Here is a 24,539-nt window from a genome sequence, read left to right as displayed (position 1 = left end):
ACCCTCGAAGGGTCAGTTCGAAATTATCGACGGCCGCCATTTGCGCACCAGCGCGGGCGGCGATCGTCCCCAGCCTGACGCCCGGCCAGTTGTGGACCGCATAGACCGCCTCGACCGGAAAGTGGTTGAACAGGCCGTCCTCGGTCATGCGCATGCTGCCGCCCTCGTTCTCCTCGGCCGGCTGAAAGATGAAAGTGACGGTGCCGTCGAAGGCACGGCGATCGCTGAGCAGTTTGGCGGCGCCGAGCAGCATCGCGGTGTGGCCGTCATGGCCGCAGGCATGCATTACTCCTTCTTTCCTGGAGGCATAGGGCAAGCCGGTTTTCTCCAGCACCGGAAGCGCGTCGAGTTCGGCGCGAAGGCCGATGGCGCGTGTGCCGCCACCGCTGCGCAGGACACCGACGACGCCGGTGCCGCCGATCCCTTCATGCACCTCGTCGACGCCGAAGGAGCGCAGTTTCTCTGCAACGAAACGCGCCGTTTCGTATTCATTGAATCCGAGCTCCGGATTGGCATGGATATGGTGCCGCCAGCCTATGACCTCTGGTGTCAGCGCGGCGATGGGGTCATTATGCAGCATGATGCCTCCTTTCCGCCGACAAAAAGCGGCGTGGTTTGATCCTGCCAGCCATAGAAGGCCCGGCGAGAGGCGTCTTGAACCGGATTGACCATGGCAAGGACAAACGAGGCGGCAGAGACCGGGAAATACTGGCGCCATCCATGCTTCCCCGACCTTGGCCTGTTCGAGGCGCGCTTCACCCGGCACCGCTACGAACTGCACACGCACCCGACCTACGTGATCGCCCTGATCACCTCCGGCTGCGAGCGGATTCGCATCGGCCGCCAAAGCGTTCTCGCTCCGGCAGGCACCATTGCCGTGGTCAATCCCGAGGAGTGGCATGACGGCGAACGCGGGGCGGACGAAGGCTGGGCTTACCGGACGTTTTATCCCTCGGTGCCACTGATGACCGCGCTTGCCCGCGAACTCGGCCGCGACGGCGCTCCGGTATTTTCGCGCGCGAGCATCGAAGACAGCAGTCTCGCCGCAGCATTGAAGGCAGCACACCAGGGCTCGACATCCCCGGACACAATGACGGCCGAGACGTCCCTGCTCGTGGCATTGCGACGGCTGATCGTTCGGCATGGCGACTGGAGCGGGCGCCCCGAGGAGCTCGAAAGCTCCAGATCACAGCGAAGATTTTCGCTCTACCGCGATTTTGTCGAAAGCGAGCTTGGCTCGCAGCTCGACCTCAAGCGGCTTGCCGGCGTGGCTGGCGTGACCCGGTTCCAGGTCATCCGCGACTTCAACAAGACAATCGGCCTGACGCCGGCGGCCTACATCCGCGACCGGCGATTGCGCCGGGCGAGCGCGCTGATCGAACGGGGATTTGGCCTCGCCGACGCCGCTATCGCGGCAGGTTTCGCCGACCAGAGCCATCTTTCCCGTACATTCCGGGCCATGCATGGCATGACGCCGGGCATGTTTAGAAGAGCGGGATAGGCGCTCCTGAACAGACAGCTTGCGCGCCAATGCGTGCTGCGCAATGCTGACGCAGCTCGGGGGGAATCATGCGAAAAATCTTGGCATTGACGCTGCTGCTCGCGGCTGCACTGTTTGCAAATAGGGCCCAGGCGCTGGATGCCAGCGGCACGCCGGTCGTGGTGACCCCACTTGCCTCTCGCACCGAGACCGCGTCCGGCCAGCCGATTACGCTGCCGCAGAAGAACGTGCAGGTCCTGGTCTCGGCCTATCAGATCGCGCCGGGCGCAACCTTGCCGGTCCACAAGCATCCGTTTCCGCGCTATGCCTATGTCGAGGCCGGCACGCTTCAGGTCACCAACGTCGAGACCGGCAAGAGCAACACCTATCAAACAGGTGATTTCATCATCGAGATGATCGGGCAATGGCATCAGGCGACCAATGTCGGCGCCGATCCGGTCAAGCTGCTGGTCATCGACCAGGTCGAAGAAGGTACCAAGAACACCGTGTTGCGCCAGTAGCTGCCACGTCTGAAGACGGAGTCCGTGGCGGATCCAGCACAGCGCGTAACAGACGTCAGAACGCGAACCCCTCCGGCAAATTGTGATTCCAATAGCCTTCCTCGACAAGTTCACTTATGCGCCAGCCCTCGGACGTGCGTACGACGCGGTCGCGATACCACAGCCCCTGGAAGAAGACCTGCCTTTTGCCTTCGCCGAGGTCGACCACCATCGGGCATGAACAATGCACGCGCGCGCTGGCCTCATCCGCTCGGAGATCCAGAAGGATTGTCGAAATGGCGTGCTGCGAGATCAATATCTTCGAAAGGGCGCCTTCCATGTAAGCAACATGCTCATCCACACCGCTCCTGATTCCACCTGTTACAGTGTCGTCAAGCACGGCATCGGGTGTGAATATTTTGCGATAGGCGTCCCAGTCGCGATCGTCCACAGCGTAGCAATAGCGAACAAGCAGCTGTTCGATCTCTAGCCGATCGGAAACCTCCTGCAATGAAAGGGTCATGTCCTGTCTCCGCGGTTGGCGGCACTAATGCCGCATGCGCCAAGCCTGCCCGACATTTCGATCAAATATTCACGTTGCCGATGCTCCGAGCAACCTCGCCGCGCGACTGGGCATGCGCAAACCCGAACACTCATTTGGCCTCCGCCTTTACCCGGTCGGCAGCGGCGGCCAGCACGGCGCGATCCCCCTCCTCGTACAACCGATCGATGGCAATGGCGTTGACGCGCCAGCCTTCTGGTGTCCGCACCAGCCGGTGGAGATAGCTGCCACCGACCGTCCAGAACCGCCCGCCGATCCAGTGGGCTGCGCGGACATGGCTGCGTGCAACCGCGTCATTGCCCGCGCCTTCGACGGTGATGTTGGTGATGAGGTGCTGGGTGGCGTCGAAGCCCGGCAGCAGTCCTTGCCACTGCGCGATCAGCGCGTCGCGGCCGCCGGTCGTGACCTCGCCGCCGAAGAGGCTGGTATAGTCGGTCGTGACACGGGCCGCGAGATAGGATCTGACCCGGTTCCACTCACGCAGATCGGCATAGAGGCCGATCCCGGCCACTGCCTCGGCGATTGCGATCCTGTCTTCGACCGTCAGCGCATCTCCCGATGCGCTCGACGTGGGCGCCGAGACGGCGGAAACCGTCGCAGCGGAAAGCGCCGCGACCAGGACATGCCGACGGGTGACGAGGCTCATTGTTCCGCCTCCCCCGCACTGCCAAGCGTCGCGCGGAAGTGCGCGGCGACGGCATCGCTTGCGGCCTTCACCGGCGCGGCACGATCGTAGAAATCGAATTGGGTGACGTTGTCGAGCCACAGCTCCTGTTTGGAACTGGTCAGCCGCGCGTAAAACTTGTGCGCACCCTGCGGAATGGCTGCCGCCTCGCTATGCACCATCAGAAAGGGCTGGTGCAGGCGCGGGGCAGCCTGGATGGCGTCAAACCTCAGCCAGCCGCGCCAGAAGGCCGGATCGGCCTCGTTGCGCCAGGCCGGGATCATGCCGCGCTCGGGTTCGGTGTAATAAGGCACCTTGAACATGATCGCGCGCTCATCGGTCAGGCTGGCGGCAGGCAGGAACGCCTGTCTGCCGGTGCGGCGATACGCGGCCTCGGCCGCGTCGCCTGCGGCCTCAAGCCTGGCGATGCCTTCCTTGCCGCCATAGGTCTGCTCGACCACTTCGGCATCCTGCAACCAGGGCGCAACGAGGGCGACCGACTTGATCGCAGCGTTTTCGGCCGCAGCGGTGACCATGTAACCGGAGCTGGCGCAAATGCCGAGGCCGCCGATGTGCTCCTTGTCGGCCTCGGGCCGGCTCGCGAGATAGGCGACGGCTGCTTCGATGTCGGCGGTCTTGGCGTTCGGGTCCTCGTACTGGCGACGTATGCCGCCGCTTTCGCCCCACCCACGAAAATCGAAGGTCAAGGCGACGAAGCCACGATCGGCCATCTCGCGGGCGTAGCGGGCCGGCATCTGTTCCTTCACCGTCATCCAGGCACCGGTCACCACCAGCGCGGGCCGAGGTTTCGCCGTGTCTACATCCTCTGGCAGATAGAGTTCGCCGACGAGCTGCTCACCATGCGAGGAGAATGTGACGCGCTCGACGCGCGGTGCGGCCACGGCATTGGAGGCGGCGAGCGCGGCGGTGATTGCTACGGCAAGTGTCAGGGTTTTAAGCATCGCAAGTCTCCTTTGGCTTGGAGTGAGAGCGCGGCGCGTTGCGAGAAAGACCGTCGTCTCAGCGCTCGCCAGCCAGTCGGCCGGGCAGTGGCTTCAGCGGGTAATGCGCCCAGTAGAAGGCGTCCGACTGGTACATGTCGGTCAAAAAATTCTGTGCCTCGGCGATCTTGCCGTCCTTGATGCGGAACATCAGCGCGTAGAACTGGTCGATCTCGGGACCTGAGCCGACATTCGACCAGCCGCGATGGACGTCGACGACGAGGTTGCCCTGCGCCTGGAAGAAGATCGGCTCGGCCTTGAATTTGCCCTCGGCCAGGCCGCGGAAAAAGGCGACCGCCTCGTCCGGCCCGCGCTTGTCGCCGGCGAGCGGATGATGACCGGGAATGCGCCACACGACGTCGGGCGCGAGGAAGGACCGCACGGCCTCGGGATTGCCGGTCGCGTAAGCTGCGTAATAGTCCTTGATGAGCTGGATGTTGCTGTCCTCCAGCGGCCCGGCGTCCGCCGGGGCGGCAGACACCGCCAGAAGAGCGCCGGTGGCGAGTAAAGCGAGCCTGGTCATCGGTCCTGTCTCCTTGCCCGTTCGGGTCCTCGCAATAGCGAGATCCGTTCGTCGGACCCAACATGACGCCTTTTGTTCACCGGAAAAACCAGTAGAATTCGACAGGGCTATTTGGAAAAACCTTACAATGCGCCTCGACCAGTTCAGCGGCATCGTCGCCTTCGTAAAAGTTGCGGAGGCCAAAAGCTTCACCCGCGCCGCGGCCGAGCTCGGCGTCGCTCCGGCCTCGTTGAGCGAGGCGGTCAAGGGGCTCGAGGAGCGTCTGGGGGTGCGGCTGCTCAACCGCACGACCCGCAGCGTTGGCTTGACCGAAGCCGGTGCCCAATACCTCGATCATGTGCGCCCGGCAGCCGAAGATATTCGGGCGGCTGGTGCGGCACTGCGCGAGGCCCGCGACCGTCCCGCCGGCACGCTGCGCCTCAGCCTGCCCTGGATCGCCGCGCCGCTGCTGATCGAACCGCTGATGCGGTCGTTCATGGATGCTTATCCGGAAGTGCGGCTTAGCCTGATCTTCGACGACAGCTTCGTCGACATCGCCGCCGGGGGCTTCGACGCCGGCCTGCGCATCGGCGAGCTTCTCGAGAAAGATATGATCGGCGCGCGCCTGGGCAGGCCCCTGCAGATGGTCGTGGTCGGCAGCCCCGACTATCTGGCGCGGCACGGCACACCGAAGCGGCCGGCCGACCTCGCCGGCCATCGCTGCATCGCATTCGCCCTCACCCGCACCCGAGCGATTTCGCCCTGGGAGTTCATCGTGGAGGGACGCGAAGTCGCATTCACGCCGGACGCATGTCTGGTCGCGAACACGCTTCCACTGTGCATCACCGCCGCCGCGCAAGGGCTTGGCCTCGCCTTCGCGGTCGAGGGCCTCGCCGCGCCGCTTCTCGCCTCAGGGGCGCTGGTCAGGGTGCTGGAGCCTTTCTGTCCCGCTTACGAGCCGCTCCACCTCTATTATCCGAGCCGCCGCCTGGTACCGCCGAAGCTGCGGGCCTTCATCGACTTTGTCCGCGCGAATTCTCACAAGCTGCGGATCTGATGTGGCTTTTCGAGAGCCCGGCCCCGTTCAGCCCCAGGCGCCGACCATCTGCCTGGTGGTTGCGTTGAGCCGGTTGAATGCGTTGATCAGGGCAATCTGGACGACCAGGGCGGCGAGCGCCTTTTCATCATAGTGCCGGGCGGCCTCGTCCCAGACCGCATCCGGCACCGGATCCGGGCGGTCGGCCAACCGGGTTGCCGCCTCGGTCAGCGCCAGCGCGGCGCGCTCGGCATCCGTGAAGTAAGGTGTTTCCCGCCAGGCGGACACGGTGAAGACGCGCTCGTCCTTTTCGCCCGCCTTCTTCAATTCGCGCGCATGCATATCGACGCAGAGGCTGCATCCGTTGATCTGGCTGGCGCGCAAATGGACGAGCTTTCGCGTCACATAGGACAGGTCGGCCGTCTCCGTCGACTTGTCCAGCGCGAGCAGCGCCTGCAGAGCGCCGGGAATGAGCATCACCGGGTTTTTCAATCGTGCTTGCATGGTGGTCTCCTTAGGCGTGTTTTTGCCGGTCGGACATTTCAGCTGTCGGTCGGCGGCGCTGTTAATGCAATCAATAACTCATCAGTTATTAATTGACGTATAACTTCCGGGTTATGGATGTGTCAAGCGGCAAATTGAAGGGAGCGGCGCCCTGTCGCGTGTTGAGCCAACAGTTCCGGCTTTCATGGCACCAGACCCGATGCTACCGCTGGCCAGCCAAATCATCGACGGATCGCCCATGACCGAGACCGAACGCTCTCGCCTGCCGCTGATCGAGATCTGCGTCGAAGGCATAGACGGCCTGCTGGCCGCGCAAGCCGCTGACGCCGACCGTGTCGAGCTCTGTGCCAGCCTGATCGAAGGCGGCATCACACCGAGCTTCGGCACGGTACGCACGGCGCTCGAGCTGGCGACGATCCCGTTCCACGTCATCGTGCGGCCGCGCGGCGGCGATTTTCTCTATAGCGAAGCCGAATATCGTTCGATGCTCGCCGATGTCCGCGCGCTTGCCGAGCTCGGCGTCGCCGGTGTCGTTATCGGCTGCCTTAATGCCGACGGCACGATCGACGAACAGCGCATGAGCGAACTGGTGAAGGCGGCGGGGCGATTGAACGTCACCTGCCACCGCGCATTCGACATGACCCGCGATCCGGCCGAGGCGCTGGAGGTGCTGATCCGCTGCAAGGTCGGCCGCGTGCTGACCAGCGGCCAGCGCGACACGGCGCTCGAGGGCGCTGACCTGCTCGCCGATCTTGTCAGGCAGGCCGGCGACCGCATCATCATCCTCGGCTGCGGCGGGCTTGATCCCGAGAACATCGGCAAGGTGCGGAGGAAAACCGGGTTGAGCGAAATGCACTTCGCCGCGCTCAAGGACGTGCCGAGTGTCATGCGTTACCGCAATCCGAAAGTCGGCATGGGCGGCACCGATCTCGACCGCGAATACCGCAACACCGTGACCGACGAGGCGATGGTGGGGGCGACCATCGCCGCTGCCCGGACATGATGCCGGATGACGGAAGAAAACATGATTGAAACGCACTGGCCGATCGAACGGGTTTCGCCGCAGGATGAGCCCGCCATACTCGCGCTCAACAACGAGCATGCTGCCGAATTGTCGTGGCTCGAACCCGAGCGCCTGTCCTTCCTGCTCGGCGAAGCGTTTTACACGCGCCGCATCGGCACCCTCGAAGCCTTCATCATGACCTTCGACCAGGACGCGAGCTACGACAGCCCGAACTTCCTGTGGTTTCGCGAGCGCTACCCGCGGTTCGTCTATGTCGATCGCGTCGTGGTCGCCGCCGCAGCGCGCGGGCGCGGCCATGCCCGCCGGCTCTACGAGGATTTGTTCGAGCAGGCGTCACGCGCGGGCCAGGCGATCGTCACCTGCGAGGTCAATGCCGAGCCACCCAATCCGGCTTCAGACGCCTTCCATGCCGCACTCGGCTTTGTGGAAGTGGGCAACGCGGTAATCCACGGCGGCAAGAAGGCGGTACGGTATTATGCAAGGCGGATCGCCGGCTAAACTGCGGGCGCTGTTCGCCCTACCAATTGCGGTTCAGCCAGGAGCGGGCCGGCTTTTCGATGATGTAGTAGCTGCACAGCGCGCAAGCGAACACCGCGGCCAGCATCAGCCATGGCGAACTGCCTTTTATGTCGACGAATTGATAAAAGGGCTGCTGCCAAAGATAGAGCGAATACGACCACAGCCCAAGCATCGTCATCGGCAAGGAGGATAGAAACCCGGTCAGGTACCGGCTGCTGAAGTCGAGCGAGTTGACGGCGAGCGCCAGCAGCGGCACCGCGACCAGATAGTGGATGGGGGTTGGCACGGCAGCCGTGGAAAGGAGCACAGCCACGACTGTGGCCGCCAGGGCGACATGCGGCCCCTTGAGCAGCGCCGGCAGCCTGTCGTCGGCCTTGAGCAGGCATATCACCGCCGACAGCAGGATCGAGGCGATGTGCACGTCGGTGCGCCAATAGGTGCCCTCGTAGCCTATTGCGAGCGCCCAGTAGGAAATGGCGCCGTTTGCCATGGCCAGCACCGACAATGCGCCCAGCAACATGATGACCCGGGACCGCCCCGACACGACGACGCTGATCAGCGCCAGGATGATATAGGCGTGCTCTTCGACGCAGAGCGACCAGATATGGTCGAGCGCGCCGGCGCGGGTGACGAGAATTCCGGCATAGTTGTAGGTGAACGTCAACGCCGTCAGCGCCGCCTTCCACTTGAACGCGATGAATGTGCCGGACAAGGCAACCATCGCGGCAACGACAAAAACCAGCAGTGCCGGATAGATGCGGGAGAACCGGCGCTTGAAGAATTTCTTCAGCGGATAGTGTTCGACAAACAGGATCTCGGCCATCAGCCGGCCGCTGAGCACGAAGAAGAATTCGACGCCCAGGACGCCGAGATTGATGCCGGGAACGGGGAAGAAATGGCCGATCAGCACCAGCGCGATCGACAGGCCGCGCCAGCCGTCGAGATAGGCAAGCCTGGTTCTTGCCGAGCTGTCGGCGACAGGCCTGGACACGACAAGACGCGTCGCGGAAATATCCGTCATGCCGGTCCCTTCATTGAACCTGCGAAAAGGCGGGCTGGAGGCCGCATTCCTCCTGCTATATTGCAGTGCACCAGAACTTTGTGCAAGTGCGAGATAACGACACGCCCGAAGTACGGGACGCACAGAAAGCGCCGTCGAGCCCCTTCCCAAAACCAACGGTCGGTAGTCTCAGGCGTTGGCGGCAGGCGCTGCGCGCCATGGCCAGCTTATTGCCAAATAGTACATTGCCATCCTGGCTGGCTAAGCAAAATGTACTCACGATTTCCGCGGCGCCGCGCGGCAGGCCTGCTCTTCCGCCATCCAATGCCTTGCCCGTTTGTCCAAATCGGCCGAATGTGCCGGGGACAGATCCACTGAACAGAGGCAGTGCATGACCGGCTTCGTCCTTCCCCTGCCCGCAACCCCGTCGGTGGCTGTGGTTGGCTCGTCGGAGCGTTTTGCGGTGCGCCGGATCTTCTGCGTCGGCCGCAACTACGCCGCCCATGCCCGCGAGCTCGGCAATGATGAGCGCGACCCGCCCTTCTTCTTCACCAAACCGGGCGACGCGGTGGTCGACGCGGCACTTGGTTCGGGCACGACGATCCCCTACCCGCCGCTGACCCAAAACCTGCATCACGAAATCGAGCTGGTCGTCGCGATCGGCAGAGCCGGCTTTCGCGTCCCGCGCGAGCGCGCGCTGGACCATGTCTGGGGCTACGGCGTCGGCGTCGACCTGACCCGCCGCGACCTTCAGGACGAGGCGAAAAAGGCGGCAAGGCCGTGGGACTGGTCGAAAGCCTTCGACCGTTCCGCGCCCTGCGGCCCGCTGGTCCCGGCGCAAAAATCCGGTCATCCCGACAAGGGCCGCATTTGGCTCGCCGTCAACGGCGGGATCAGGCAGGATGGCGACCTCGCCGAACTGATCTGGCCGGTTCCCGACATCGTCTCGATTTGCAGCGAGGCGATAGAACTTAAGCCCGGCGACCTGATATTCACCGGCACGCCGGCCGGCGTCGGCGCCGTTGGGCCGGGCGAAAACATCACCGGTGGCGTCGACGGCATCGGCGAAATCGAACTGACCATCGGCCAACCGATCCGATGAGCGACATCGTCCTCCATAACTACTACCGCTCCTCGACCTCTTACCGGGTGCGGATCGCGCTGGAGATGAAGGGCCTGGCCTACGAGTACGTGCCGCATCATTTGCGCCATGGCGAACATCGGGAGCCCGCCTACCTCGCGGTCAATCCGCAAGGGCTGGTGCCGGCGCTGGTCTTCAGCGATGGCACGCTGCTGACGCAATCGCTGGCGATCATCGAATATCTCGACGAGACCACGCCCGAGCCGCCGCTGCTGCCCAAGGATGCGCCTGGCCGCGCCCGCGTCAGAATGCTGGCGCAGATGATCGCCTGCGACATCCATCCGGTGAACAATCTGCGCGTGCTAACCTCGCTTCGTACACTGTTCGGCGCCAGCGATCAGGATGTCGTCAACTGGTTCCGGCACTGGGTCAACGAAGGCTTCCAGCCGCTTGAAAAGATTCTGGCTTCCTCGCCCGAGACCAAGACATTCTGCCATGGCGACACGCCTGGGCTGGCCGACATCTGCCTGATCGCACAGGTCACCAGCAATGCCCGCTTCGGCGTCGACATGACGCCCTACCCGACGATCTCGCACATCAATGCCGCCTGCATGGCGCTGCCGGCGTTCCAGAAGGCCGCGCCGGAGAACCAGATCGATGCCGAATAGAGAAGCCAAAGATCCAAATGAAGCGAAAACGCTCGCCGACATCGAAGAATATGGCTGCCACATTCTGTATGTGCTGGAAGAAGGCGAGCATCCGCCTTTCAGCTACTCGGTGGGGATAGAGCACAATTTCAATGCTCCTGAACTGGTCGTTGTCGGGCTGAAGCCAGAGCTTTCCCAGTCTGTCATCAACCAATACTGCAGACGGGTGAGCAACGGCGAGATTTTCCGCGTCGGGCAGCGATCGTCTGGTTTCATAGGCGGCTTCGACTGTCAGTTCGGCTCGGTCCATGTGGAGCACTACCCTGAACATTTCGGTTGGGACATCTGGTTCTACGACGGCCTGGGCTTCCGGGTTATGCAGCTTATCTATCCTACGACCGAAGGCATCTGGCCGTGGGATACTGAAGCGAGCGAGTGGTTTCGAAAGCGGCAACCGCTTCTCGACACGCCGCCGGCATCAAGCTAACTCCGAACAGCCGCCTGACGAATGCGCCGTTATTGAATTGAAACTTGTGAAAGCCTTGTCATGAAAGCCGTCGTCTTCGAAAAATTCGGCGAAACGCCGACGATCCAGACCGTGCCGGATCCGACGCCCTCACCGGAAGGCGTCGTCATCAAGGTCGAGGCGACTGGCCTCTGCCGCAGCGACTGGCATGGCTGGATGGGCCACGACGACGGTATCCGCCTGCCGCATGTGCCGGGCCACGAACTGGCCGGCGTCGTGGTCTCCGCAGGCAGCCGGGTGACCCGCTGGAAGGGCGGCGAGCGCGTTACCGTGCCGTTTGCCGTCGGCTGCGGCCGCTGCTTCGAATGCACCTCGGGCAACCATCAGGTCTGCGAGCATCAGTTCCAGCCCGGCTTCAGCGCCTGGGGATCGTTCGCCGAATATGTCGCGATCGACCATGCCGACACCAATCTCGTGCGCTTGCCCGACGAGATGGAATTCGCCACCGCCGCCAGCCTCGGCTGCCGCTTCGTCACCTCGTTCCGCGCCATCGTCGACCAGGGCCGGGTGACGCCCGGCGAATGGGTGGCCGTGCATGGCTGCGGCGGCGTCGGCCTGTCGGCGATCATGATCGCCAGCGCCATGGGCGCCAATGTCGTCGCCATCGACCTCACCGACGAGAAGCTGGACTTCGCCAAAAAGATCGGCGCGGTGGCGACGATCAATGCGGCAAAGACGCCGAACGTGGTCAAGGCGGTCAAGCAAATCACCAATGGCGGCGCGCATATGTCGATGGACGCGCTCGGCCATCCCAGTACCTCGTTCAACTCGATCGCAAACCTGCGCCGCCGCGGCCGCCACGTGCAGGTCGGCCTGATGCTCGGCGACCATGCCAGGCCGCAGATTCCGATGGACAAGGTGATCGCCTTCGAGCTCGAAATCCGCGGCAGCCACGGCATGCAGGCGTTTCGTTACCAGGCGATGATGGAGATGATCCGCACCGGCAAGCTCAAACCCGAACTCCTGGTCGGCAAGAAGATCAGCCTCGAGGAAGCGCCGGCCGCATTGATGGCGATGGGCGGCTTCGAAGGCATCGGCATCGGCGTGGTGACCAGATTCTAGATCACGCCCCGAGTCTGGATCAGCGAAACGACGCACAGACCTCCCGCACGCAGGCTCGCAGCCAGCGCTGTGCCGGATCGGCATCAAGCCGCGGATGCCACAGCATCGAAATGGTGACCTCCTCGATATCGACTGGCAACGGGAAGCTGTACATGCCTGCGCGCGCGCCCAGCGTGTGCCGTTCGGGGACGCTGGCGATCAGATCGGAGGCGCGCGCCATGGCGAGCGTGGCCGAGAAGCTGGAAACCATGCATACAATCGTCCGCTGGAGACCGAGCAGTTTCAAAGCCTCGTCGATCGGGCCCTTTTCGCGGCCACGCCGCGAAACGCTGATGTGGCGGCCGGCCGCATAACGTTCCGGCGTCACAAGGCCCTCGCTCAGTCTATGTCCCGTTCGCACCGCACCGATGAAGCGGTCGCGAAACAGCGCCTGAATGCGCATTTCAGGGCTCGTTTCACTGGCAACCCCGATTTCGAGATCAACCGCCGCGTCACGCAACGACATGTCGTTCTTGTCGGATTTCGGCGCAAAACGCAGCCGCACGCCGGGCGCGTCCGCTTCGATGCGGGCGACAAGACGCGGTGCGAACTCCTCGACGAAACTTTCGTTGGCGCGCAGCGTGAAGACCTTGTCGAGAGCTGACAGGTCCAGAAGCCTGGCAGGACGCAGCAGCGCCTCCGCGTCCTCAACGACGCGGCCCACCTGTTGCTGCAATTCCTGCGCGCGAGGCGTCGGAACCAGGCCGCGGCCGGCCCGGACCAGCAATGGATCGCCTGTCGCTTTCCGCAACCGCGCCAACGTCCGGCTCATCGCCGAGGGACTGAGGCGCAGCCGCCCGGCCGCGCGCGCCACACTGCCCTCGCTCAGCAGCACATCGAGGGCGACAAGCAGATTGAGATCGGGCGACGACATGGAAGGACTATAGCACAGCTCAGCATGATGTGGCGTTTCATGCACGAATAAGATGAAAATGCTGCGCCTTTCGCCACATCAAGCCGGGGAATAACTTCCGGCAGCTCCGATCCTGGGGGCTGCCGGCAAAGGAGTTCACCTTGGCATCGATCGCTGAAAAGACTTGGAACGAAGTTGCCCCGGTGAGCGCACGATCGACCCGATGGGCATTGGCAAGCCTGTCGCTTTCAACGCTGCTGTCGTCGCTCGCCAACAGCATCGCCAGCGTCGGGCTGCCATCACTGATGCAGGCGTTCGGCGCATCGTTCCAGCTCGTGCAATGGGTCGTTCTTGCCTATCTGCTCGCCATCACCACCTTGATCGTCAGTGCCGGGCGGCTCGCCGATATATTCGGCCGCCGCCCGCTAATGCTCGGCGGCATTGCCCTGTTCACCTTCGCATCCGTGCTTTGCGGGCTCGCGCCGACGCTCTGGCTGCTGATCGCCGCACGGGCGGCACAGGGGCTCGGCGCGGCCGTCATGATGGCTCTGACGCTGGCCTTTGTCGCCGATACGGTTCCCCGGGAAAAATCCGGCAGCGCCATGGGCCTGCTCGGCGCCATGTCGGCGATCGGCACCACACTTGGCCCCTCGCTTGGCGGATTTCTGATCGCCGGCCTCGGCTGGCGCGCGATCTTCCTCATTAATCTGCCGTTGGGGGCGCTGGCCTTCGCGCTCGCCTGGCGCGTCCTGCCGGCCAGAAAAAAGATAGCGGAACCGGATCGGCGCGGTTTCGACGGGATCGGCACGGCCTTGCTCGCTCTGACGCTGGCCGCCTATGCGCTCGCCATGACCCTTGGGCGCGGCAGTTTTGGCTCTCTCAATGTCGGCTTGCTGATTGCCACCGCCGTGGCTGGCCTCCTGTTCGTCATTGCGCAGACAAGGGCCGAGAACCCTTTGATCCAGCCTGCCAGGTTCCGCGACCGCGCCTTGAACGCAAGCCTCGCCATGAACCTGATGGTCGCCACCGTGATGATGGCGACGCTGGTGGTCGCGCCATTCTATCTGTCGCGCGCGCTTGGGCTGGACGCAGCCATGGTCGGGCTGGTTCTGTCGACCGGCCCTCTGGTTACCGCACTGGCGGCGCTTCCAGCCGGACGCCTGGTCGATCGTTTCGGGGCGCACCGGATGATGATCGTCGGCCTGTTCGATCTCGCTATTGGTACCGTTGCTCTATCGCGGGCGGAATTCGGTATTGCCGGCTATGTCGTACCAATCATCATCGTCTGCACCGGCTACAGCCTGTTTCAGACCTCCAACAATTCGGCCGTGATGACCGGTGTGGAATCCGACCAGCGCGGCGTCGTCTCCGGCCTGCTCAATCTGTCGCGCAACCTCGGCCTGATCACCGGTGCGTCGGTGATGGGTGCGGTGTTTGCCTTCGCATCGGCTGGCGGAAGCGAAGGCACCGGTCAGCAGATATTGGCATCTGCGGCAGCCGCACGCGGCATGCAGGTCACTTTCCAGGTCGCGACGGGCCTAGTGCTGATGGCGCTGATCCTTGCGATATTTTCAGCCCGCACCACTGCCGGGCGAACAGATATCGTTGCCAAGCATCCTTGAGGATTCCACCCGGTTCGCATGCAACTCCGGCAGCCGGCACACCTATCTCGCATATCTCTTGGCACCGACGACGCAAAGCACCACGGCGGCGGTGACGGCGATCATGGCGGGACTGACCTGCTCATGCAGCAGCGCTGCCGCCAGCCCAAGGCCGAAGAAAGGCTGCAGCAGTTGCAACTGCCCGACCGCAGCGATGCCGCCTTGCGCCAGGCCGCGATACCAGAACACGAAACCGATCAGCATGCTGAACAGCGAGACATAGGCCAGGCCAATCCAGGCGCCCCTGCCGGCACTTTCGAGCGACGGCGGCATGGTGATGAACGTCAGCGCCAGCATGACCGGCAGCGACAGCACCAGCGCCCACGAGATCACCTGCCAACCGCCGAGCTTGCGCGACAGCGCCGCTCCTTCCGCATAGCCCAATCCACACACGATGATGGCGGCCAGCATCAAGATGTCGCCGAGCGGAGAGACCGAGAGGCCTTGGGTGACTGCAAAACCAGCGACAAGGGCGCTGCCGAGGCACGAGAACAGCCAGAACGCCGGCTTCGGGCGATCACCGCCTCGAACCACGCCGAAGATCGCGGTCGCCAACGGCAACAGGCCGACGAAAATGATGGAGTGAGCCGAATTGATGTGTTTGAGCGCCAGCGCCGTCAGCAGGGGAAAGCCGACCACGACGCCAAGCGCCACGATCGCCAGCGGGAACAGATCTCGCCGCTCCGGGCGCTTCTGGCGAAAGAGAAGCAGCAGCGCCAGGCCGAGGATGCCCGCCGAAGCCGCACGGGCGACCGTTACGAACACCGGATCGAAATCCATCACCGCCACGCGCGTCGCCGGAAGCGAACCGCTGAAGATCAGCACGCCTATGAACCCGTTGACCCAGCCACTCGCCCCCCAGCCACTCGCCGCCCAAATACTCGCCGCCCAGCCACTTGCCGCCTTGTCCATCGATGCCCCGCTCGTTTTCGCCCTCTATCGGGCCGGGCGTCTGGCTCCGCCAGAGACAATCGGGTACAGTTTGACAAAACCGTCATGGTAGGGCGAGCAGTACGGATGGACGAGCAGACGACAACAGATGAGGGCAGCCGGACGCTTGTCGAAAGCGTCATGGCGACGATCAGGCACAGGATCGCCGCGCGCAGCCTGACACCGGGAATGCGGCTGCCTTCGATCCGGGCTTTCGCCAAGGCCATGCAGGTTTCCAAATCCACCGTGGTCGAAGCCTATGAGCGTCTAGCGGCGGAAGGCATGATCCGCTCGCGGCCGGGCTCTGGTTTCTATGCCGCCGGACCGTTGGCTCCGCTGTCGCTGGCCGAGATCGGCCCCAGGCTTGACCGTGCTGTCGACCCGCTCTGGGTCTCGCGCCAATCGCTGGAAGCCGGCGATGGCGTCCTGAAACCGGGTTGCGGCTGGCTGCCGGCAACATGGATGCCCGAGGCTGGATTGCGCCGGGCATTGCGGACGACGGCCCGCGCCGACGACGCCGCGCTGACCGATTACGGCACGCCGCTCGGCTTGCCGGCGCTACGCCATCTGCTGGCGCGGCGCATGGCCGAGCACGGCATCGAAGCCTCTCCGGACCAGATCATGCTGGCGGAGTCGGGAACCCAGGCGATCGACCTGCTGTGCCGGTTCCTGCTCGAACCGGGTGACACGGTATTGGTCGACGATCCCTGCTATTTCAACTTCCATGCCCTGTTGCGCGCCCATCGGGCCAAGGTGATCAGCGTCCCCTACACGCGCTCGGGTCCGGACATCGAGTTGTTCGCGCAGGCGCTGAACGAGCACCGGCCGCGCCTCTACATCACCAACTCTGCGCTCCACAATCCGACCGGCGCTATATTGTCGCCCGTCGTTGCCCATCGGGTGCTGAAGCTCGCCGACCAGTCGGGGCTGACGATCATCGAGGACGATATCTTCGCCGATTTCGAACACACGCCCGCGCCCAGGCTGGCGGCCTTCGACGGGCTCAGCCGGGTCATCCATATCGGAAGCTTTTCCAAGACGCTGTCGGCATCGGTGCGCTGCGGCTTCGTCGCCGCTCCTCGCGACTGGATGGACGGATTGACCGATCTCAAGATCGCCACCTCGTTTGGCAGCGGTCGGCTTGCATCCGAACTGGTACTGACGCTGCTGAAGGACGGCCTCTATCGCAAGCACGTCGATCTGCTGCGCGCGCGGCTCTCGCGCGCCATGGAAGAAACCAGCACCCGCCTCAGGGCAATCGGCATCGTGCCATGGATAGATCAGCCCGCCGGCATGTTTTTATGGTGCAAGCTGCCGGAGGGGATCGATGCCGCGGATGTCGCCCGCCATGCCCTGTCGGCCAATGTCGTGCTTGCGCCCGGCAATGCGTTCAGCCTGTCCCGGTCAGCCAGTCGTTACATGCGCTTCAACGTCGCCCAATCGGGAGACGACCGGATTTTCAGGGCGCTTGAAGAGGCGATGTCGCGTTGATTGCGCTGCCCCAAAACTGAGGCTGAACTCTCAGATGCTGGCCCGCTTGCGGCGCGCATAAAGCATGACGAGCGTCTCGGCGGTCAGCGCCGGTCTCTGCTCGCCTTCGATCTCGACCGTATTGGCGGCCTTCATCAGATACTGCCCCGGACCTTTGTCTTCCATCGACAACAGCGTGGTGCGCAGCCTGATTCGCGAGCCGACCCTGACCGGCGCCACGAAGCGCACTTTGTCGAAACCGTAGTTGAACGCGGCCTGCGTGTTTTCGGGTACGATCCCCATCTCGAGCGCCAGCGCGCCAATGATCGACAGGGTCAGATAGCCATGCGCGATCGTGGTGCGAAACGGGCTTTGCCGCTTCGCCCGCTCCGGATCGACATGGATCCATTGATGATCGCCAGTGCATTCGGCAAACTGGTCGATGCGGTGCTGATCGACCAGCGTCCAGTCCGAGACGCCCAACTCCTGCCCGGCCATCGCCCTGAGTTGCTCGAAGGTCGGCGGCGTCCTCGGCCGTATCTGCGTCATTCCTGCTTTCCCGATCGCTTGCCTGTTCCGGACCACGACGGGCCGCCCCTGTCAATTCGCCAGTGCGATTCCAGCCCATAATCTTCGGCCGCGAACCGCCGGTCTTCGCCGCCGGCAAGCGTGCTGCCGGGGAACAGCTTACTTCTTGTCGTGGCCGGCGCGGATCTCCTCCATCGCCTCCTTGATGCGGCTGCGCAGGATTTCGATCGATTCGGTGCCGGATACCCTCGCCAGTTCGGCCATCTCGCCGGCATTCTTCAGCGCGGTCTCGAACGATTTTCTGGCGAATGCCGCCTGCTTCTGCATCATTTCCTGCGGATTGCCGGGCGCCCTGTAGCTTTGTGCCATGTCGGCGATTTCGCGCAGCGTGTCCTGCAGCATCTCGCGTTGCCTGGACAACAGCGCCGACGCTCCGGCGGCACTCGCCCGGGCCGACTTCTCCAGCGCTTCCAAGTTTTTGCGGTTGTGAGCGAGGATCGCCTCGACGTCGACATTCGGCAGCTTCAGGTCGCGGCCGAACTTGCCGAACATGTCGATGAAGGACTCGGACTCCGGTCGTTTTGCCATGCTGGTTCTCTCCCCCCTGTTGCCGTGAACGCCGCCACTGCACGGAAGATAGTGCAGCAAAGCTCAGCGGTCCATTCGGACGAGTCAGCCGACGAGAAACAGCCGTTCGGCGGTGTAGAGCACGAGCCCGGCAAGGCCACCGATGATCATGCCGTTGAAGCGGATATATTGTAGGTCCTTGCCGATGTTCATTTCGATAAGCCTTGTCAGTTGCGCGAGGTCCCAGCGCTTGACTTGGTCGGCGATGAATTTGGACACGCCGCTCTTCTGGCTTTCGACGAAGGAGGCCAGCGCCACGATGAACCCCTGGTTCATGTCGGCCCTGATCTGCGCGTCATCGGCAAGATGGCGGCCGACCTCGACGAACATGGTGGCGAGATGGTCACGGATCATCGAATTCGGCGCCTTGGCGTCCTGTTCGATGAACAGCCGCATGCTGTCCCACATATCGCCGGCCAGCGCGCTGAGCTCCGGCCGGGCGAGGAAATCGCGCTTCAGCTTTTCGGCGCGCCTGGCATATTGTTTGGATGTCCTCAGCCGCTCGACGAAGGTTTCGACGAAAAGGTCGAATTCGGCTCGCATCGGATGGTGCGGATCGGCCCGCACCTCATCGAGCAGCGAGCCGGCCGACGCAACGATCTTCTTCAACAGATAGGCGTCGGCGCGAAACAGGTTGAACAGCGACGGCAGTTCCTCGCGGATCTTCTCGCGCATCGTCGCCAGCGCCTGCTCGTCGCTCAGGAAGCGGCCGACCACCTTGGTGAACTCGTCGAACAGTTTCTGGTGGCGGCGATCGCCGGTGAGCGCCGACAGCAGCTCGGCGGCAAGCGGCGCCAGCGGCACCTTTTCGATCTGCTCCAGCATACGGCTGGTGACGAAGCCGCGCAGTCCGGATTGCTCGACCGCCGCCAGCGTCTGCGGCACCAGCCGGCCGACGAAGCGCGACAGGTCGGCGGCGCGGTTCGGGTCGGCCAGCCAGTCCGCGACCAGCGCGGAAAAGTCGACCTCGGCGAGCTTTTCGCGCACCGGTTCCGGCGCCAGGAAATTGACCTCGATGAAGCGGCCGAGATTGTCCGCGATGCGGTTCTGGTTTTCCGGGATGATGGCCGTATGCGGGATCGGCAGGCCAAGCGGCCGCCGAAACAGCGCCACCACCGCATACCAGTCGGCCAGCCCGCCGATCGTCGCCCCTTAGGCGAAAGCGGCGACGAAGCCCAGCCACGCATGCCGGCTCTCGAGCGATTTCGCCACAGCAAAGACCAGCACGCAAAACGCAAGTGCTGCGGCGGCAACGAATTTGGTGCGCCTGAGCGCTGAAAGCTTGGCATCGGCATCGGCGTCGAACCGGACGGATGCGACAGATGCAAATGCCGGGGCTGGTCGTGACATGGTGGGCCGCTCCTGATCGATTTATGCGAACTTATCTAGTGTCGCTTACTCAGAAAGCGCGCCGCTGGTTCCGGTGCGCGCAATCGTGCACGCAAACTTGACGCCGCAATTCATCTATTATGCAGCGCCAGTCTGGAATTGTTCCAAACTATGGGCCATATTGACGCCAACCACTGTTATGTGAGGACACAATGCGGCTTACCCGTCAGACCAACTACGCCATGCGCATTCTGATGTATTGCGCCGCCAACACCGAGCGGTTGAGCCGCATCCCCGAGATCGCCGCCGCCTATTCGGTATCGGAACTTTTCCTGTTCAAGATCCTGCAGCCGCTGGTCGAAAACGGCCTGATCGAAACGGTGCGCGGCAGGAATGGCGGCGTCAGGCTCGGCCGCGCGGCCGAATCAATCAACCTGTTTGATGTCGTGCGGGTGACGGAGGAAAGCTTTGCCATGGCCGAGTGCTTCGAGAACGACGCCGCCGAATGCCCGCTGGTCGACAGCTGCGCCTTGAATTCGGCATTGCGCGAAGCGCTCAACGCCTTCTTCGCCGTGCTGTCGCGCTACACGATCGCCGATCTGGTGGCGGCGCGCCCGAATGTGCGACACCTGCTCGGCATCGACATGCTGGTGCAAAGGGCGCCGGCCGCCTGATTTCTCTGATTGCCTAAGCTGCCGATTGCGGCAATACGAACGGCATGTTTGCGGCCGGCAACACGCTAACCTTCAGCCGGCAATCGAAGACCTTTTCGATCAGCTCGTCGCTGAGCACCCGTTGCGGCGAACCTGTAGCGGCGAGCTTGCCGCGATGCATGACGAAAATCTGGTCGGCATACATCGCCGTCAAATTGAGGTCGTGCAGGATGGCGACCACGCCGCCGCCGCGTCTGGCGAAATCACGCGCGATGTCCATGATAATCAGCTGGTGTTTGATGTCGAGGCTGGACACCGGCTCGTCGAGGAACAAATAGCGCGGCTTGCCGTCGAGCACCGGCGCCCACACCTGGCACAGAACACGGGCAAGCTGCACGCGCTGCTGTTCGCCGCCGGACAGCTCCTGGTAGAAGCGGCCGGCAAAGCCGTCGAGGTCGACGCGAGCCAGCGCCCGTTCGGGCAGGCGCTGGTCTTCGCCGGGCAACGCGCCGGAGCGCCCGCCGACCAGGCCCAGCCTGACGATCTCACGCACGGTAAACGGGAAGGACAGCGTCGTCGCCTGCGGCAGCACCGCGCGCACCGTCGCCGCTTCGACCGGTTTCATCGCCGACAGATTGCGGCCGTTGACGGTGACCTCTCCCGAATAGCGAAGGTCGCCGGACAGTGCTTTGAGGAAGGTCGTCTTGCCCGAACCGTTGGGGCCGACGATGGCCGCAATTTCGCCGGGCCGCGCCTCGCAATCGACATTGGCGACAATGCGCTTACCGCCGATCGCCACCGAGACATCCCGCGCTTCGATCATAAGAACCCCTTAGAGACTGTTTCGAAAATCGCTCTGGCGAGCCATATGGTGGTGGTTTCGAGAACCGGAGCGCAGCGGACATTTGGGTCCGTGAGCACCGGAAGCGCAGAAAACGCCATCAGATGGCCGCCAGAGTAGAGTTCCCAAACAGTCTCTCACAGGTCGATGACGCCGCGCTTACGCAGCAGGATCCACAGGAAGAACGGCGCACCGGCGACCGCGGTGACGATGCCGATCGGCAATTCGGCAGGCGCCACGATGGTGCGGGCAACGGCGTCGGCCAACAGCAGCAGCGCGGCGCCGAGCAGCGCCGATGCCGGCAGCAGGTAACGGTTGTCGGGGCCGATCAGCAGGCGCAGCAGATGCGGCACGACGATGCCGACGAAGCCGATGCCGCCGCTGACCGCGACGGAGGCGCCGACCGCTGCCGAGACGCCGACGATCGCGGTGTATTTCAGCCGCTGCACCGGGATGCCGAGATGGCCGGCCGTGGCCTCGCCCAGCGCCAGCGCGTTGAGGCCGCGCGCCAGGAACGGCATTGCCGCCAGCGCCAGCACGATGACCGGCCCGACCGAGCCGATCTTTTGCCAGGTTGCGCCGCCCAGCGAACCGAGCTGCCAGAAGGTCAGGTCGCGCAATTGCCGGTCGTCGGCCATGAAGATCAGGATACCGGTCAGCGCCATGGCAAGCGCCGCCAGCGCGATGCCGGCGAGCAGCATGGTGGCGACCGAGGTCCGGCCCTGCCGTGTCGCGACCTGATAGAGCAGCAATGTCGTCGCCAGCCCGCCGCAGAACGCGGCCAGCGGCAAAGCCATCGTGCCGAGCGCCGAAGTCAGCGGCGCCAGCATGGTCGAGCCAAGCACGATGACGGCGACCGCACCGAGGCTCGATCCGGCCGAAACGCCGATCAGGCCGGGGTCGGCCAGGGGATTGCGGAACAGCCCCTGCATGACGGCACCGGACACGGCAAGCGATGCGCCGATCAGCACGCCCAGAATGATGCGCGGCAGACGGATGTCATGGATGATCAGGCGGTCGCGGGCGCTCAACGCCGCATCGCCGGGCGGCGCGCCGAACAGCCAGTCGCGCATGACGCCGATGGCCGAGGCATCGGATGCGCCGGAGGTCAGCGACAAAAGCACGGCGATAGTCAGCCCGACGCAGAGCAGCACGATGACGAGGTGGGCGCGCCGCGAGCGGTCACCCTCGGCGGCCGTCACCATAATTCCCGCCGCACCAGCGATCGAATGATCGGCCATCGCGCTCAATCCGTGCCCTGGCCGCCATAGAGCGAGACGGCGAGGTCGTGGATGGCGTCGGCCGTGCGCGGGCCAAAGCCGAGCAGATAGCCGCCGTCCATGCGGATCAGCTTGCGGGCGGCACCCGCCGGCGTCGAAGCCACGGCAGGGTTCGAAAACAATTCGTCATCCGCGGTTGCCGGCCCGGCATTGTTCATCATCAGGATCGCGTCGGGCCTGGCGGTGATGACTGCCTCGTCCGACAATTGCTTGTAGCCGGCAAAGCCGTCGATGGCGTTGATGCCGCCCGCAAGCTTGATGATGCCGTCGGCGGCGGTGTCGCTGCCGGCGGCAAGCAGCTTGCCGCCCTGCATCGACAGCACGAACAGGATGCGCTTGCGATCCTTGATCGAGGCGGTCTGCTTTTCGGCTGCCTTCAGCGTGGTGTCAATCTGGGCCGCCAGCGCATCGGCCTTGGCCCCGGTGCCGAGCGCCTTGCCGACGATGTGGATCTTTTCGAGAATGCCTTGATTGTCGTAGCGCTCGGGCACCTCGATGAACGGGATGCTTGATTTCTTCAAGACGTCGACGGCTTCCTTCGGTCCGCTGCCGTGCAGGGCCAATATACCCGACGGATTGGCCGACAGCACACCCTCCGGCGACAGCTGGCGCATGTAGCCGACATCCGGCAGTTCCGCCGCCGCTTGCGGATAGCGGCTGGTCGAATCGCGCGCGACAAGACGATCCTGTTCACCGAGCGCGTAGACGATCTCGGTGATCGAGCCGCCGATGGCTACGATCCTCGAGCGGTCGGCGAAAGTCGCGATGTCCTCGGCGGCTTGAGCCGGCATCAGCGCGGCGAACGCCAGGAAAACAGCGGCCGCAGGACCAGGCGCCGACCTGGAGACCGATGCCAGCCTGGAGAAAAGAACCATCGTCGTTTTCCTCAGGCTGCGGTCGGGCTTGGGATACGCGGCAGGTTTTCGGCCAGAAAGCGCCAGTCTTCGCGCTCGCTTTCGCCTTCATGCCGCTTACCGAAGAACTGGATGATCATCTTGCCGTCAGCGCCATAGACTTCGAGCGACGTGACATGGCCGTCCTTGGTCGGCTTGCGCACGGCCCACACCTCATCGATGTGGTCGGTCCGCAGGTGCAGGTGGAAGGTCTCGTCGAGCACGTTGAGCCATGGTCCCATCGGCTTGATCGAGGCGACGGGGCCGGAATGGATCTGGATGCAGCCGCGATTGCCGACAAAGCACATGATCGGCATGGCGCCAGCAGCGGCGTGGTTGAACATGGCGTTCACGGCATCCTTGTCGACCAGCCAGGCATAATCCTGGCCGACCATACGCACCGCCTGGCGGCGACTGATCTTCAGTGTCTTCAACATGCCAAAGAACTGGTGCACATCGGTCAGTTGGCTCCAGCGGTCGCGCAGATCGTCGATGCTCGCCGGGTTGTCCGCAGGCTCGGTCTCGTCAGCCGTGCCCGCTGAAATCGCCACCGTCGGCTCCTGGTTCGGCGATTCCAACCCGGCCACCAGCTTCTGATAGGCGTAGAGGTTGGAGGCTGGCCTGAGATGCACCTTGTGCATCGCCTCGCCTGCGGTGTCGAAGAACTGCAGGCTGCGTCGGATGTCGGCGCCGTCGCGCTTTTCCACGGCGAAGCCGTGCGCCCAGACTTTCGGGAAGATGCGCAGGTCGATGTTTTCGCCGAGCACCATGGCATTGTGATTGCCGGTGACGACCTTGTCGTAGACGCCGATCTTCTCGTGCACCGCGCTTTCGTTGCGGGTCAGCGCCATCACTTCACCGACAGCTTCCAGGCCAGTCAAGAGGTCGTTGACACGCGGCTCGACGCGCACGACGCCGTCGCCGCAATGCGCGGCGACCAGTTCGGCCTCCGAAATACCGAGCTGGGCGGCGAGATCGCGCTCGCGCATTTTCGGATTGTCTGCCCGTGCCCGCCGGATCTCGTGCGGAGCGGGTTTTACGCGCTGGTCCATTTCTACCACCTACTTGTTGAGGATGAGCTTGCCCTGCCGGGTGATCTTCAGCCGGTACAGCGCACCATGATGCTCGATGCCGATCTCGTGCTCGCCCTGGAACAGCGTGTTGCTTGACAGCGTTCTCACGGCCGATTGGACCCGGTCGAAACGGACGGAATTTTCGTCGGAACGGCGGACGCGATAGCGAAAGTCGCTGGGATTGTGCGTGTTCATGGGTTCGCTCCCTTTCCTGTGCCGGGCATCTGGCTCGGCGCCTGCGTGAAATGCCGATT

General features: G+C 63.7%; 27 protein-coding genes and 2 pseudogenes. 12 read left to right on the top strand and 17 right to left on the bottom strand.

Features of this window, described 5'->3' with window-relative positions:
• Positions 1-10: 10 nt before the first annotated feature.
• Positions 11-580 (bottom strand): annotated as a pseudogene (locus NKJ46_RS17070) (amidohydrolase); the annotation flags it as partial.
• A 90-nt stretch (positions 581-670) separates the two neighbouring features.
• Between NKJ46_RS17070 and NKJ46_RS17065 the strand changes: the two are divergent.
• Entirely contained in the window at positions 671-1,501 is an 831-nt protein-coding gene (locus NKJ46_RS17065) for an AraC family transcriptional regulator (protein ID WP_352666026.1), read from the top strand.
• A gap of 68 nt (positions 1,502-1,569) precedes the next feature.
• The gene (locus NKJ46_RS17060; protein ID WP_352666025.1) at positions 1,570-2,001 is read left to right on the top strand and encodes a cupin domain-containing protein; all 432 of its coding nucleotides are present in this window, start codon (positions 1,570-1,572) and stop codon (positions 1,999-2,001) included.
• Positions 2,002-2,056: 55 nt separating this feature from the next.
• Here NKJ46_RS17060 and NKJ46_RS17055 read toward each other — a convergent pair whose 3' ends face one another.
• The 4 genes from NKJ46_RS17055 to NKJ46_RS17040 form a co-directional block, all read right to left on the bottom strand.
• The gene (locus tag NKJ46_RS17055; RefSeq protein ID WP_352666024.1) at positions 2,057-2,503 is read right to left on the bottom strand and encodes a nuclear transport factor 2 family protein; all 447 of its coding nucleotides are present in this window, start codon (positions 2,501-2,503) and stop codon (positions 2,057-2,059) included.
• A gap of 130 nt (positions 2,504-2,633) precedes the next feature.
• Complete coding sequence (locus NKJ46_RS17050; RefSeq protein WP_352666023.1) at positions 2,634-3,188, bottom strand: nuclear transport factor 2 family protein; 555 nt, start codon at positions 3,186-3,188, stop codon at positions 2,634-2,636.
• Entirely contained in the window at positions 3,185-4,168 is a 984-nt protein-coding gene (locus NKJ46_RS17045) for an alpha/beta hydrolase (RefSeq protein ID WP_352666022.1), read from the bottom strand. Before NKJ46_RS17045 ends, NKJ46_RS17050 begins: the two co-directional genes overlap by 4 nt.
• Before the next feature lie 58 nt (positions 4,169-4,226).
• Entirely contained in the window at positions 4,227-4,730 is a 504-nt protein-coding gene (locus NKJ46_RS17040) for a nuclear transport factor 2 family protein (protein WP_352666021.1), read from the bottom strand.
• A 127-nt stretch (positions 4,731-4,857) separates the two neighbouring features.
• Here NKJ46_RS17040 and NKJ46_RS17035 point away from each other — a divergent pair, with 127 nt between their 5' ends.
• Complete coding sequence (locus tag NKJ46_RS17035; protein WP_352666020.1) at positions 4,858-5,766, top strand: LysR family transcriptional regulator; 909 nt, start codon at positions 4,858-4,860, stop codon at positions 5,764-5,766.
• 27 nt (positions 5,767-5,793) lie between these two features.
• Here NKJ46_RS17035 and NKJ46_RS17030 read toward each other — a convergent pair whose 3' ends face one another.
• Entirely contained in the window at positions 5,794-6,249 is a 456-nt protein-coding gene (locus NKJ46_RS17030; protein ID WP_292662971.1) for a carboxymuconolactone decarboxylase family protein, read from the bottom strand.
• Positions 6,250-6,487: 238 nt separating this feature from the next.
• Here NKJ46_RS17030 and NKJ46_RS17025 point away from each other — a divergent pair, with 238 nt between their 5' ends.
• Positions 6,488-7,252 (top strand): copper homeostasis protein CutC, encoded by a 765-nt coding sequence (locus tag NKJ46_RS17025; RefSeq protein WP_352666019.1) that lies wholly within the window; start codon positions 6,488-6,490, stop codon positions 7,250-7,252.
• A 21-nt stretch (positions 7,253-7,273) separates the two neighbouring features.
• Entirely contained in the window at positions 7,274-7,771 is a 498-nt protein-coding gene (locus NKJ46_RS17020) for a GNAT family N-acetyltransferase (RefSeq protein ID WP_352666018.1), read from the top strand.
• Positions 7,772-7,790: 19 nt separating this feature from the next.
• Here NKJ46_RS17020 and NKJ46_RS17015 read toward each other — a convergent pair whose 3' ends face one another.
• Positions 7,791-8,813 (bottom strand): acyltransferase family protein, encoded by a 1,023-nt coding sequence (locus NKJ46_RS17015; protein ID WP_352666017.1) that lies wholly within the window; start codon positions 8,811-8,813, stop codon positions 7,791-7,793.
• A 370-nt stretch (positions 8,814-9,183) separates the two neighbouring features.
• Between NKJ46_RS17015 and NKJ46_RS17010 the strand changes: the two genes are divergently transcribed.
• The 4 genes from NKJ46_RS17010 to NKJ46_RS16995 are packed head-to-tail and all read left to right on the top strand — an operon-like array spanning position 9,184 to position 12,108.
• Complete coding sequence (locus NKJ46_RS17010) at positions 9,184-9,894, top strand: fumarylacetoacetate hydrolase family protein (protein ID WP_352666016.1); 711 nt, start codon at positions 9,184-9,186, stop codon at positions 9,892-9,894.
• Positions 9,891-10,541 carry a maleylacetoacetate isomerase gene (gene maiA / locus NKJ46_RS17005; RefSeq protein WP_352666015.1) on the top strand — a complete coding sequence of 217 codons (651 nt, stop codon included), beginning with the start codon at positions 9,891-9,893 and terminating at the stop codon, positions 10,539-10,541. Before NKJ46_RS17010 ends, maiA begins: the two co-directional genes overlap by 4 nt.
• Entirely contained in the window at positions 10,531-11,007 is a 477-nt protein-coding gene (locus tag NKJ46_RS17000; protein WP_352666014.1) for a DUF4262 domain-containing protein, read from the top strand. The genes maiA and NKJ46_RS17000 overlap by 11 nt, the downstream gene beginning before the upstream one ends.
• A 60-nt stretch (positions 11,008-11,067) precedes the next feature.
• A complete protein-coding gene (locus NKJ46_RS16995) occupies positions 11,068-12,108 on the top strand; it encodes a zinc-dependent alcohol dehydrogenase family protein (protein ID WP_352666013.1) in 1,041 nt (346 codons plus the stop codon).
• A gap of 19 nt (positions 12,109-12,127) precedes the next feature.
• Here the strand turns inward: NKJ46_RS16995 and NKJ46_RS16990 are convergent, their stop codons facing one another.
• Entirely contained in the window at positions 12,128-13,021 is an 894-nt protein-coding gene (locus tag NKJ46_RS16990; protein WP_352666012.1) for a LysR family transcriptional regulator, read from the bottom strand.
• Positions 13,022-13,161: 140 nt separating this feature from the next.
• On the opposite strand from NKJ46_RS16990, the gene NKJ46_RS16985 reads away from it, so the two are divergent.
• Positions 13,162-14,622: an MFS transporter gene (locus tag NKJ46_RS16985; protein WP_502903412.1), complete on the top strand. Its 1,461-nt coding sequence runs from the start codon at positions 13,162-13,164 to the stop codon at positions 14,620-14,622.
• Positions 14,623-14,664: 42 nt separating this feature from the next.
• Here NKJ46_RS16985 and NKJ46_RS16980 read toward each other — a convergent pair whose 3' ends face one another.
• Positions 14,665-15,573 (bottom strand): DMT family transporter, encoded by a 909-nt coding sequence (locus NKJ46_RS16980; RefSeq protein ID WP_352666011.1) that lies wholly within the window; start codon positions 15,571-15,573, stop codon positions 14,665-14,667.
• Positions 15,574-15,678: 105 nt separating this feature from the next.
• Here NKJ46_RS16980 and NKJ46_RS16975 point away from each other — a divergent pair, with 105 nt between their 5' ends.
• Positions 15,679-17,082 carry an aminotransferase-like domain-containing protein gene (locus NKJ46_RS16975; RefSeq protein ID WP_352666010.1) on the top strand — a complete coding sequence of 468 codons (1,404 nt, stop codon included), beginning with the start codon at positions 15,679-15,681 and terminating at the stop codon, positions 17,080-17,082.
• A gap of 30 nt (positions 17,083-17,112) precedes the next feature.
• Here the strand turns inward: NKJ46_RS16975 and NKJ46_RS16970 are convergent, their stop codons facing one another.
• The 3 genes and pseudogenes from NKJ46_RS16970 to NKJ46_RS16960 form a co-directional block, all read right to left on the bottom strand.
• Complete coding sequence (locus tag NKJ46_RS16970; protein ID WP_352666009.1) at positions 17,113-17,610, bottom strand: MaoC family dehydratase; 498 nt, start codon at positions 17,608-17,610, stop codon at positions 17,113-17,115.
• Between the two features lie 138 nt (positions 17,611-17,748).
• Positions 17,749-18,177 carry a phasin family protein gene (locus NKJ46_RS16965; RefSeq protein ID WP_352666008.1) on the bottom strand — a complete coding sequence of 143 codons (429 nt, stop codon included), beginning with the start codon at positions 18,175-18,177 and terminating at the stop codon, positions 17,749-17,751.
• A gap of 84 nt (positions 18,178-18,261) precedes the next feature.
• Positions 18,262-19,566, bottom strand: a pseudogene (locus NKJ46_RS16960) (DUF445 domain-containing protein).
• Positions 19,567-19,757: 191 nt separating this feature from the next.
• Between NKJ46_RS16960 and rirA the strand changes: the two are divergent.
• The gene (rirA, locus tag NKJ46_RS16955; protein WP_352666007.1) at positions 19,758-20,219 is read left to right on the top strand and encodes an iron-responsive transcriptional regulator RirA; all 462 of its coding nucleotides are present in this window, start codon (positions 19,758-19,760) and stop codon (positions 20,217-20,219) included.
• A gap of 13 nt (positions 20,220-20,232) precedes the next feature.
• Here rirA and NKJ46_RS16950 read toward each other — a convergent pair whose 3' ends face one another.
• From NKJ46_RS16950 to hemP, 5 genes are all read right to left on the bottom strand, one after another.
• Complete coding sequence (locus tag NKJ46_RS16950; protein WP_352666006.1) at positions 20,233-21,021, bottom strand: heme ABC transporter ATP-binding protein; 789 nt, start codon at positions 21,019-21,021, stop codon at positions 20,233-20,235.
• Positions 21,022-21,176: 155 nt separating this feature from the next.
• A complete protein-coding gene (locus NKJ46_RS16945; RefSeq protein ID WP_352666005.1) occupies positions 21,177-22,280 on the bottom strand; it encodes a FecCD family ABC transporter permease in 1,104 nt (367 codons plus the stop codon).
• A 5-nt stretch (positions 22,281-22,285) separates the two neighbouring features.
• Positions 22,286-23,194 (bottom strand): heme/hemin ABC transporter substrate-binding protein, encoded by a 909-nt coding sequence (locus NKJ46_RS16940; RefSeq protein WP_352666004.1) that lies wholly within the window; start codon positions 23,192-23,194, stop codon positions 22,286-22,288.
• 11 nt (positions 23,195-23,205) lie between these two features.
• Complete coding sequence (locus NKJ46_RS16935) at positions 23,206-24,264, bottom strand: hemin-degrading factor (RefSeq protein ID WP_352666003.1); 1,059 nt, start codon at positions 24,262-24,264, stop codon at positions 23,206-23,208.
• A gap of 9 nt (positions 24,265-24,273) precedes the next feature.
• On the bottom strand, positions 24,274-24,480 hold the full coding sequence (hemP, locus tag NKJ46_RS16930) for a hemin uptake protein HemP (protein ID WP_352451949.1): 207 nt from the start codon (positions 24,478-24,480) through the stop codon (positions 24,274-24,276).
• Between the last annotated feature and the right edge of the window lie 59 nt (positions 24,481-24,539).

This window comes from Mesorhizobium sp. M0166 (assembly GCF_040322255.1).
In the GTDB taxonomy this organism is placed as follows: Bacteria; Pseudomonadota; Alphaproteobacteria; order Rhizobiales; family Rhizobiaceae; genus Mesorhizobium.
Note: the sequence above shows the minus strand (reverse complement) of the source record. Positions and strands in the feature narration are given on the sequence as shown.

Excerpts from the sequence above, each read along its gene's own strand:
- NKJ46_RS17065 (WP_352666026.1), top strand. The coding sequence starts at position 671 with ATGGCAAGGACAAACGAGGCGGCAGAGACCGGGAAATACTGGCGCCAT.
- NKJ46_RS17060 (WP_352666025.1), top strand. The coding sequence starts at position 1,570 with ATGCGAAAAATCTTGGCATTGACGCTGCTGCTCGCGGCTGCACTGTTT.
- NKJ46_RS17055 (WP_352666024.1), bottom strand. The coding sequence starts at position 2,503 with ATGACCCTTTCATTGCAGGAGGTTTCCGATCGGCTAGAGATCGAACAG.
- NKJ46_RS17050 (WP_352666023.1), bottom strand. The coding sequence starts at position 3,188 with ATGAGCCTCGTCACCCGTCGGCATGTCCTGGTCGCGGCGCTTTCCGCT.
- NKJ46_RS17045 (WP_352666022.1), bottom strand. The coding sequence starts at position 4,168 with ATGCTTAAAACCCTGACACTTGCCGTAGCAATCACCGCCGCGCTCGCC.
- NKJ46_RS17040 (WP_352666021.1), bottom strand. The coding sequence starts at position 4,730 with ATGACCAGGCTCGCTTTACTCGCCACCGGCGCTCTTCTGGCGGTGTCT.
- NKJ46_RS17035 (WP_352666020.1), top strand. The coding sequence starts at position 4,858 with ATGCGCCTCGACCAGTTCAGCGGCATCGTCGCCTTCGTAAAAGTTGCG.
- NKJ46_RS17030 (WP_292662971.1), bottom strand. The coding sequence starts at position 6,249 with ATGCAAGCACGATTGAAAAACCCGGTGATGCTCATTCCCGGCGCTCTG.
- NKJ46_RS17025 (WP_352666019.1), top strand. The coding sequence starts at position 6,488 with ATGACCGAGACCGAACGCTCTCGCCTGCCGCTGATCGAGATCTGCGTC.
- NKJ46_RS17020 (WP_352666018.1), top strand. The coding sequence starts at position 7,274 with ATGATTGAAACGCACTGGCCGATCGAACGGGTTTCGCCGCAGGATGAG.
- NKJ46_RS17015 (WP_352666017.1), bottom strand. The coding sequence starts at position 8,813 with ATGACGGATATTTCCGCGACGCGTCTTGTCGTGTCCAGGCCTGTCGCC.
- NKJ46_RS17010 (WP_352666016.1), top strand. The coding sequence starts at position 9,184 with ATGACCGGCTTCGTCCTTCCCCTGCCCGCAACCCCGTCGGTGGCTGTG.
- maiA (WP_352666015.1), top strand. The coding sequence starts at position 9,891 with ATGAGCGACATCGTCCTCCATAACTACTACCGCTCCTCGACCTCTTAC.
- NKJ46_RS17000 (WP_352666014.1), top strand. The coding sequence starts at position 10,531 with ATGCCGAATAGAGAAGCCAAAGATCCAAATGAAGCGAAAACGCTCGCC.
- NKJ46_RS16995 (WP_352666013.1), top strand. The coding sequence starts at position 11,068 with ATGAAAGCCGTCGTCTTCGAAAAATTCGGCGAAACGCCGACGATCCAG.
- NKJ46_RS16990 (WP_352666012.1), bottom strand. The coding sequence starts at position 13,021 with ATGTCGTCGCCCGATCTCAATCTGCTTGTCGCCCTCGATGTGCTGCTG.
- NKJ46_RS16980 (WP_352666011.1), bottom strand. The coding sequence starts at position 15,573 with ATGGACAAGGCGGCAAGTGGCTGGGCGGCGAGTATTTGGGCGGCGAGT.
- NKJ46_RS16975 (WP_352666010.1), top strand. The coding sequence starts at position 15,679 with ATGGACGAGCAGACGACAACAGATGAGGGCAGCCGGACGCTTGTCGAA.
- NKJ46_RS16970 (WP_352666009.1), bottom strand. The coding sequence starts at position 17,610 with ATGACGCAGATACGGCCGAGGACGCCGCCGACCTTCGAGCAACTCAGG.
- NKJ46_RS16965 (WP_352666008.1), bottom strand. The coding sequence starts at position 18,177 with ATGGCAAAACGACCGGAGTCCGAGTCCTTCATCGACATGTTCGGCAAG.
- rirA (WP_352666007.1), top strand. The coding sequence starts at position 19,758 with ATGCGGCTTACCCGTCAGACCAACTACGCCATGCGCATTCTGATGTAT.
- NKJ46_RS16950 (WP_352666006.1), bottom strand. The coding sequence starts at position 21,021 with ATGATCGAAGCGCGGGATGTCTCGGTGGCGATCGGCGGTAAGCGCATT.
- NKJ46_RS16945 (WP_352666005.1), bottom strand. The coding sequence starts at position 22,280 with ATGGCCGATCATTCGATCGCTGGTGCGGCGGGAATTATGGTGACGGCC.
- NKJ46_RS16940 (WP_352666004.1), bottom strand. The coding sequence starts at position 23,194 with ATGGTTCTTTTCTCCAGGCTGGCATCGGTCTCCAGGTCGGCGCCTGGT.
- NKJ46_RS16935 (WP_352666003.1), bottom strand. The coding sequence starts at position 24,264 with ATGGACCAGCGCGTAAAACCCGCTCCGCACGAGATCCGGCGGGCACGG.
- hemP (WP_352451949.1), bottom strand. The coding sequence starts at position 24,480 with ATGAACACGCACAATCCCAGCGACTTTCGCTATCGCGTCCGCCGTTCC.